This is a genomic window from Bacillus sp. 05T31 (genome assembly GCF_056396725.1).
Genome location: NZ_JBFTMA010000931.1, coordinates 1 through 1,325, shown reverse-complemented (window position 1 = coordinate 1,325; position 1,325 = coordinate 1). Strand labels below are relative to the sequence as shown.

The 1,325-nt window shown below is 37.4% G+C and carries 2 protein-coding genes; both read left to right on the top strand.

Annotation, left to right across the window (positions count from 1 at the left end):
- Positions 1–41: 41 nt before the first annotated feature.
- Positions 42–266 (top strand): hypothetical protein, encoded by a 225-nt coding sequence (locus AC1DJR_RS30005; protein WP_060749870.1) that lies wholly within the window; start codon positions 42–44, stop codon positions 264–266.
- A gap of 113 nt (positions 267–379) precedes the next feature.
- The coding region (locus AC1DJR_RS30000) for an MFS transporter (RefSeq protein ID WP_477004261.1) at positions 380–1,325 on the top strand (946 nt) is incomplete at its 3' end.

Sequence of the window (1,325 nt, the reverse complement as noted above, 5' to 3'; positions counted from 1 at the left end):
GCATATACTATAGCATTTGTATGTATAAGGGGAGAGAGTCAATGCATAATCCATTTTTAATATATCATTCTCCATATAATGATCATCAATATATAAAAATGATTATAAATCCGATGTATATTCAAGTTTCACCAGCTGTAGTTCCTTTGCAAGTGCAGCAATCAATGGTCCATACACATCCGATTTTATTTGGGCCTTCATTTTATGAAAATCCATATTTCAAGCACTTTCATTACAATGTGAAAGCGCAAGTATGGGAAGGATAAGAAGCTAAAAGGTTCATTCTTTTAGCTTCTTTTTTATTATGAATATTCGTACACGCATTTGAAGAAACAGTTTATAATGAAAAGTGGAAAGCGTGAGAAGGAGAGGGAAAGGGATGTCRATGCGTTTTACTTTTTGGATTATGGTTGGRATTGTRGCAATCTCAGGTTTRTCACAAGGGATGCTCTTACCKRCCATYGCAATGATTTTTGAACAAGAAGGGGTTAGTTCAAGTATTAACGGTATTCATGCGACGGCATTATATATTGGGATATTAGTTATTTCACCGTTTCTTGAAAAACCGATGCAAAAGTTTGGAATGAAGCCAATTATCGTTATTGGTGGGTTTCTCGTTATTATTTCATTATTCTTTTTTACACAAACTTTTTCATTTTGGGTATGGTTCGTTCTTAGATTTCTAGTTGGAGTCGGAGATCATATGCTTCATGTCGGAACACAAACATGGATTACGACAACATCAGACCCGAGTAAAATAGGTAGACAAGTATCGATATACGGTGTATTCTTCGGAATTGGTTTCGCAGTTGGCCCGTATTTAGCAAGCACTGTTCAGTACGGTCTTGCGACACCATTTATCGTATCTACTATACTTTGCTTAATAGGATGGCTTTTACTACTACCAACGAAAAATGCATTTCCAGCACAAGATGAGGCAAAAACTGAAAGTGAATCATCCTTTTCTCGTTATAAACAAGTCGTTGGATTAGCTTGGATTGCGCTAATTGGTCCGCTCGCATACGGCGTACTTGAAGCGATGTTAAATAGTAACTTACCAGTATACGCACTTCGCAAAGGATGGTCTGTATCGGAAGTTTCCTTCTTATTACCAGCATTCGCAGTTGGGGGCATTATTACACAAATTCCACTCGGTATATTAAGTGATAAATACGGAAGAGATCGTATTTTAACGTGGACGTTCAGCGTAAGTACGGGAATTTTCCTACTCGCAGCAGTATTTGATCAATATTACTGGATTGTCTTTGCATGTATGCTTATAGCAGGTATGGTCATTGGCTCATGCTTCTCACTAGGGCTTGGAT